7 protein-coding genes and 1 pseudogene are annotated in these 6,992 nt (G+C 69.4%); 4 read left to right on the forward strand and 4 right to left on the reverse strand.

Going from position 1 to position 6,992, the window contains the following annotated elements:
* On the reverse strand, nt 1–776 hold a 776-nt coding region (locus tag ATM97_RS00220), incomplete at its 3' end, for a hypothetical protein (RefSeq protein WP_218715863.1).
* Between the two features lie 133 nt (nt 777–909).
* Nucleotides 910–2,199, reverse strand: coding sequence for an adenylosuccinate synthase (locus ATM97_RS00225; protein ID WP_218715864.1), 1,290 nt, complete (start codon nt 2,197–2,199; stop codon nt 910–912).
* A 273-nt stretch (nt 2,200–2,472) separates the two neighbouring features.
* On the opposite strand from ATM97_RS00225, the gene ATM97_RS00230 reads away from it, so the two are divergent.
* The 3 genes from ATM97_RS00230 to ATM97_RS00240 are packed head-to-tail and all read left to right on the forward strand — an operon-like array spanning nt 2,473 to nt 4,785.
* Nucleotides 2,473–3,102 carry a hypothetical protein gene (locus ATM97_RS00230; protein WP_218715865.1) on the forward strand — a complete coding sequence of 210 codons (630 nt, stop codon included), beginning with the start codon at nt 2,473–2,475 and terminating at the stop codon, nt 3,100–3,102.
* Entirely contained in the window at nt 3,099–3,887 is a 789-nt protein-coding gene (locus ATM97_RS00235; RefSeq protein WP_218715866.1) for a site-2 protease family protein, read from the forward strand. The genes ATM97_RS00230 and ATM97_RS00235 overlap by 4 nt, the downstream gene beginning before the upstream one ends.
* A 43-nt stretch (nt 3,888–3,930) precedes the next feature.
* A complete protein-coding gene (locus ATM97_RS00240) occupies nt 3,931–4,785 on the forward strand; it encodes a glycosyltransferase family 2 protein (protein WP_218715867.1) in 855 nt (284 codons plus the stop codon).
* Nucleotides 4,786–4,789: 4 nt separating this feature from the next.
* Here the strand turns inward: ATM97_RS00240 and ATM97_RS00245 are convergent, their stop codons facing one another.
* Both ATM97_RS00245 and ATM97_RS00250 read right to left on the reverse strand, forming a co-directional pair.
* The gene (locus ATM97_RS00245) at nt 4,790–5,956 is read right to left on the reverse strand and encodes an aromatic acid exporter family protein (RefSeq protein ID WP_218715868.1); all 1,167 of its coding nucleotides are present in this window, start codon (nt 5,954–5,956) and stop codon (nt 4,790–4,792) included.
* 25 nt (nt 5,957–5,981) lie between these two features.
* Nucleotides 5,982–6,416: a DUF3151 domain-containing protein gene (locus ATM97_RS00250; protein ID WP_218715869.1), complete on the reverse strand. Its 435-nt coding sequence runs from the start codon at nt 6,414–6,416 to the stop codon at nt 5,982–5,984.
* A 131-nt stretch (nt 6,417–6,547) separates the two neighbouring features.
* Here ATM97_RS00250 and ATM97_RS00255 point away from each other — a divergent pair.
* Nucleotides 6,548–6,992 (forward strand): annotated as a pseudogene (locus ATM97_RS00255) (hypothetical protein); the annotation flags it as partial.

Below are 6,992 nucleotides of genomic sequence, written 5' to 3' on the forward strand. Positions count from 1 at the left end.
GCGCCGGCACCGGTCGTCGCCGCGGCGATCGGCCACGCCGCGGCGAAACCGGCGCCGATGGTGCCCAGCGCACCGACACCCGCCGTAGGAATAGCCGAAGCGCCGGCGAGGATCGCGGTCGCGCCCGCGGTACCGGCCGCACCGACCGCGAAGCCGACACCGGCACCGATGCCCGCGCCGATGAGCCCACCACCGACGGCGCCGACGGCCGCCGCCGGGGCACCGACGATGGCGGCACCGGCCAGTGCGCCGCCGACCGTCGCGGCGGCGATCTTGTCCGAGCGGCTGGGGTTGATGCCGATCGAGCGGCCCTGGGTCGCGATGGCGGCCTCGACGTCGGCGGCGGAGTTGTTCACGCCGTCGAGGACCTCGCCCGGGACCTCGTCGGGTACCGGGCTGGTGAAGTCACCGACGCGCAGCGTGCGCGGAGGCGGGGCGATGGGCGCGACCGGCTCGACGGGCTCGGGGAGGTGCAGCTCCTCGATGACGATCGGCGGGGGCGGAGCGGTGTATTCGGGCACCGGGCGCGATTCCGGACGTTCGGGCGCGAGACGCTCCAGCGTGTCGGGAGCGTCGAACGTCGCCAGATCGGACCGGCCCTCGTCGGCGGGCGCCGGCGTGTTCACGCCCGGCTGCTCCGGGTTGATCCCCGGCTGCGGCACCGCGATCGCGACGCCGGCGCAGGCCACGGCCAGCGCCATCGGCAGCACGCCGACGAGCGGACGGGCGACTCGCCGCGCCGTCGAATAGTTCACATCATCGGACCGACGGATCACGCCGAACACCCACTCACACACTCGACACCATGCGGCACGTCCCCGCGTACCGCGCAGCGACGATAGCGGTAGCCGAGCGGATGCTGTCAAATCGATAGCGAGTCGACATCACTCACGCGTGTCAGCGCTCAGCTCACCCCAGCACGTCGTGGCGCACGATCGTCTGATCGCGGCCGGGGCCCACACCGATGCACGAGATCCGCGCGCCCGAAAGCTCTTCCAGCCGCAGCACGTACGCCTGCGCGTTGGCAGGCAGCTCCTCGAAGGTGCGAGCCTGCGAGATGTCCTCCCACCAGCCGGGCATCTCCTCGTAGATCGGCTTCGCGTGATGGAACTCGGTCTGGGTGGTCGGCATCTGCTCGACCCGCTCGCCGTCGATCTCGTAGGCGACGCAGATCGGCACGGTGTCCAGACCCGACAGCACGTCGAGCTTGGTGAGGAAGTAGTCGGTGATGCCGTTGACGCGGGTGGCGTAGCGGCTGATGACCGCGTCGAACCAGCCACAGCGACGGGCCCGGCCGGTGGTGACGCCCACCTCGCCGCCGTTCTTGGCCAGGAACTCACCGAAGTTGTCGAACAGCTCGGTCGGGAACGGGCCGGAGCCGACGCGGGTGGTGTAGCACTTGAGGATGCCGAGCACCGTGTCGATCTTGTTCGGGCCGATGCCGGAACCGACCGCCGCGCCGCCCGAGGTCGGGTTCGACGAGGTGACGAACGGGTAGGTGCCGTGGTCGACGTCGAGCAGAGTGCCCTGCGAACCCTCCAGCAGGATCGTGTCGCCGCGCTCGAGCGCCAGGTTCAGCTCGAGCCGGGTGTCGGAGATGCGGTGTTTGAACGACTCGGCCTGTTCGAGCACCTCGTCCACCACCTGCTGCGGGTCCAGCGCGCGGCGGTTGTAGATCTTCACCAGCACCTGGTTCTTGAATTCCAGGGCGGCCTCGACCTTCTGGGTGAGGATCTTCTCGTCGAGCACATCGGCGACGCGGACGCCGACGCGGGCGACCTTGTCCTGGTAGCAGGGACCGATGCCGCGGCCGGTGGTGCCGATCTTGCGGCTGCCGAGGAAGCGCTCGGCGACCTTATCGATCGCCACGTGGTACGGCATGATCAGGTGCGCGTCGGCCGAGAGCAGCAGGCCGGAGGTGTCGACGCCGCGCTCTTCCAGCCCGGCGAGCTCGTCGAGCAGCACGCCGGGATCGACCACGACGCCGTTGCCGATGACGTTCTTCACGCCGGGGGTGAGGATGCCGGACGGGATCAGGTGCAGGGCGAACTTGTCGCCGTTGGGAAGCACGACCGTGTGGCCTGCGTTGTTGCCGCCCTGGTAACGAACGACCCACTGCAACCGCTCACCGAGCAGATCGGTAGCTTTGCCCTTACCCTCGTCGCCCCACTGGGCGCCGATGAGGACGATTGCCGGCATTTCGCGTCTCCTACAGATCGACGGCAGCACACGGTGTACTGCAGCTACCTGCCGAATTGAGGCGGTGGCCGGAGACACAGTCTAGCCGACCCCTGATCAGGACCCTCCGACCTGCCCTGTCCGAGCACGCCGACCCCGGACCGCTGCGGGTGCCACGATCGGTTACGGTTACTTGCCGGCAGGGGGTTTGCCGTGTTCGAGGGCGACAAACCGTCGACCCGACCGAGGAGGGTGTACCGCAGTTTGAGTACCCACGTTCTCCGATGTGGTGACATGCCGGTCCCGATCGCGCTGGCCTCGCAGCCGACCACGCAGACCGGGCCACAGCCCGACACCGGCGTGATCGACGAACTGCTGCCGGTGCTGGCCGCCGACAGCCTGCCGCGCCTGATCGTGCTCGGCTCCGACGCCGCCCTGGCCACCGTGCTCACCCATCTGATGCGCACCGAACGCCTGCACGTCGAGGTCGGTTTCGTGCCGACCGAGACGACCTATGCCTCGCGGGTCTATCAGACCGCCACCGGCAACGCCGCCGCCAAGATCGCGCTCGAGGGCCGGGCGATCGAGACGCCGCTGATCCGCGACGACACCGGCACCGTACTCGTCGGCCGGGCCAGCATCACCGGCGTCGACGGCGCCAAGCTCGAGGGCGAGGCCTACGTCGACGACACCCTGCTGTTCACCGGCACGGTGACCACGATGCTGATCTCACCGACCATGACGATGCCCGGCGTCCGCGCCAGGGTCCGCAAGGGTTTGCGCAAGCGCCCCTGGGTCGCCGGCCGCGCCGCGCAGCTCGGCACGCCGGGCGCGATCGTCACCCGCGACGGGATCACCACCGACCGCAAGGTGCCCCGCTCGACCTTCTATCGTTTCGAACAACCCTGGCTCCTGGTGCGATGACCTCCTCCTTCCCCACCGGCAGGCGGGCAGGCCACAGTGCCGTCCGCCCCAGCCCGGTCTTCCTGCTCATCGTGCTGATCACCGTGCTCGGCGGCGCGCTGGCCTGGGACGCCGACATCGAGTCGGTGCGCGCCAAGGTCGGCGTGTTCGTGCTCGTGGTGTTCGGCTGGATCATCAGCCTGTGTCTGCACGAGTTCGCGCACGCCTATGTCGCGTGGCGGGCCGGTGATCATGAAGTGGAAGTGCGGGGATATCTCACCCTGAATCCGCTGAAATACAGCCACCCGGTGCTGTCGATCGGATTACCGCTGATTTTCATCGCGCTCGGCGGTATCGGATTGCCCGGTGGCGCCGTGTATGTCGACACCACGCGATTCCGGTCCGGGGTGCAGCGGCTGGTCAGCGCGGTCGGTCCGGCGTCCAATCTGCTGTGCGCGGTGGTGCTGCTGGTGGTGGTGCGCGCGTTCGGGACGATGCAGGAGCACGCCGCGTTCTGGTGCGGGCTCAGTTTTCTGGCGTTCCTGCAGATCACCGCGTTCCTGCTGAACATCCTGCCGGTGCCGGGCCTGGACGGGTTCGGGATCATCGAGCCCTCGCTGAGTTACGAGACGCGCCGGTCGCTCGACCAGATCAAGCCCTACGGAATGCTCGTTCTTTTCGCTGTCATCTTCTTCACACCATTGAGCCAGGTGTTTTTCGACGCTGTTTACGCTTTGTTCGAACTTTCCGGGGTACCTGACGGGTGGGCTGCCTACGGTAGCCACATGACCCGGTTCTGGCGTTGATAGCCTGTCGCGGGTCAGCCTCGACTCAGGAACGGAAACTCGTATGGGCACCACCGAACCGCCCGTAGTTCTCTCTGTCGTCATCCCGGCGCTCGACGAAGCCTCGGTCATCGCCGCCTGCCTAGACCGGCTGGTCGGCCAGGACGCCATCGACGAGATCATCGTCGTCGACAACGGCAGCACCGATCGCACCCGGGAGATCGTCGCCGAGCTCGCCGCCCGACATCCGAAGATCGAACTGATCGACGAGCCGAATCCCGGCGTCGCCCATGCCCGCAATACCGGCTTCGACAAGGCGCGCGGCGACTACCTCGGCCGCATCGACGCCGACACCCTCGTCGGACCCGACTGGGGCGCCACCGTGCGCGCCCACCTCGACGCGCATCCGGACACCATGGCGGTGACCGGCATCAGCACCTACCACGACTCCCCGATCGGCTTCTTCCTCGCCGCCGCGATCGGCGGCCAGGAGCGCCTCGGCCTGATCAAACACCAGCCGGTCGGCAACGTACACGGCGCCAATATGGCGATCCGGCGGACCGCGTGGGAGCAGGTGCGCGAGGCCACCACCACCCGTCGTGACCTGCACGAAGACCTCGACCTCGCGCTCTGCCTGACCAAGGCGAAACTGCGCATCGACCAGCTGCCGCGGCTGCGCGCGGAGATCTCGGCGCGTCGCCGCCAGACGCCGCCGAGCATCTGGTGGAAATACCAGTTGCGCGGCCTGGAGACCATCGCCAACCAGGGCTACAACGTGGTGGGCTTCCACCGCGCCGTGATCACCGGGGCCTGGGTGATGCACACCTCGCAGTGGCCGATCTACCGGGTGTGGGACTTCGACCGCAAGCGATTCTCGCTGCGGCCCGGCCGCCCCAGGGTCTCCCCCGTCGGCGACTGAGCCGTCACTCCTCGGGCGTCACATACGGATTGGGCACGGTGGGCGGGAGCAGCGCCATCGCCGAGATGCGCTGCATCCCGCACACGACCATCAGATCCACCACGATCGACCGGATCTGCGCGAACACCACATGCGCCGAAAGACCGGCACCGGCAACGAGTTCGGGGCGGGCCTTCTTGGCGACGCTGCGCAGCGCGCGGGTGGCCTCGGCCTGATCGGGCTGCTCGCCCGGGTCGGCCAGCATCATCTTGCGGACCACATCGGTGGCATGGCCCAGCTGATCGACCAGGTCGATCAGGCGCGGATCGAGCACCTCGTCGTCGCGGACCAGAGTCAGGGAACGGCGCAGCAGCACACGGGTGTTGCGGACGGCGTTGTCGAGCGGATCGGCCGCCGAATGGATGCGCGCGAGGCGTTTGCGGGAGTTCCAGTACAGCGGCGAGATCCGGCTGACCTCGCGGCCGCCCTCCAGCGCCGAGCGCAGGGCGTCGATCTGCTTCTGGGTGGCGCGCACCGCCGAGAGGGCCTCGTGCACCTTCTCCGAGTTCTGTTCGAGCAGGCCGTCGGCGCAGGTGATCATCGACTTGCTCATCACCGACAGCACGTCGGCCGCGTGCTCGCGGGCGCGGCGCACCGGGTGCAACGGGATCAGCCCGACCATGAGCACCCCGACCAGGCCACCGACCAGTGCGTCGATCATCCGGCTCGGCCCGGCCCCGGACGACTGACTCAGCGTCGAGACCAACACGGCCGAACCCGCCGCCTGGATGGTGATGATCGAGCCGCCGTCGAGGAACACCGAGCACGCCATCGCGGCGGCGACCACCAGGCCCACCTGCCAGACCCCGGTGCCGACCTGCGCGATGAACAGGTCACCGATGCCGATGCCGACGGCGACGCCGACCACCAGCTCCACCGACCGGCGGATCCGGGCGCCGAAGGAGATGCCGATCGAGACGATCGCCGCGGTCGGCGCGAAGAACGGGTCGGGGTGCCCGATGACGTTGTGCGCGATGAACCACGCCAGTGCCGCACCCAGTGAACACTGGATGATCGGGATCATCGACAGCCGCAGGCGCACCGCCGACGCCTTCACGCGATCGACGGTGCTGTCCTTGGCGGCGGCGACGACCGGGCTGGCCGCGGCGACGACGGGATGGGGATCGCTCACCTACGACTCGGATCCGGCCGCGGGCTCAGTCCAGGCCGAGTTCGGCTGCCGCGTGCGGATCGCAGTCCTCGAGCAGATCCAGGCAGCGTGCGTATTCCTCGGTCTCACCGATGGTCTTGGCCGCCCTGGCCAGCGCGCCGACGCTGCGCAGGAAACCCTGGTTCGGTTCGTGATTCCACGGGACGGGGCCGAAGCCCTTCCAGCCGTTGCGGCGCAGCAGGTCGAGGCCGCGGTGGTAACCGGTGCGGGCGAAGGCGTAGGCGGCGACGGTGTCGTGGTTGACCTCGTCGCCCGCGCGCTCGAGCGACGCCTCGGCCAGCTGCGCCCACGCGATCGACGCGGCCGGATGATCGGCGGCGACCTGGACGGGATCGGTGCCCGCCGCGATGGCGTCCTCGGCGTCGATCAATTCCGGAAGGAGGACCGGCTGCGGTCCGAGCAGGTCACCGAAGGAGGTCATGGGTTCATTGTGCACCGAGGCCCGTCACGTCGTCGCCCGGCCCGCCGCGAGGCGATCGGCGAACCCCTCGGCGCGGCGCGCACTAGGCTGTGGCGCGAGTGGAACGTTCGAGCCTGAGCGAGGGGTACTAGGTGTCCGACCCGACCGACGAGAACAACGCGGCAGCCGAATCTGCCGACCCCGGCGCGACCGCCCAGCGCGGCGCCGATTCGTCGAACACCGCGCCGTCGACCGGCGCGCCCAAGTCGACCCCCGAAGCGGTGACCGAACCGGGCAGGCCGACCGTTCCCCCCGGCAACGCGGAGACGGTTGTCATCCGCCGTGGCGAGCTGCCGGGCGCTGCCGGCGCCGGCGACCAGTCGACCGAGCGACATACGAACGCACCCGGCGGACGTTCGCCGTCCGAACGCCCGGCGAACGCACCCGGTGGTCAGCAGCCGTCCGGGCAACCGGGCGACGGCCTCGGCACTGCGCCTGGCGGACAGCGCCCTTCGGGCCCGGGGAATTCCTCGGCCGGACGCCCCGTCGGCGGCGGCCCGCGGCCACAGGGCGGCCCCGCCGCGCTGCCCCCGCGCC

Origin of the sequence: Nocardia sp. MH4 (assembly GCF_019266065.1) — a bacterium.
Taxonomy (GTDB): Bacteria; Actinomycetota; Actinomycetes; order Mycobacteriales; family Mycobacteriaceae; genus Nocardia; species Nocardia canadensis.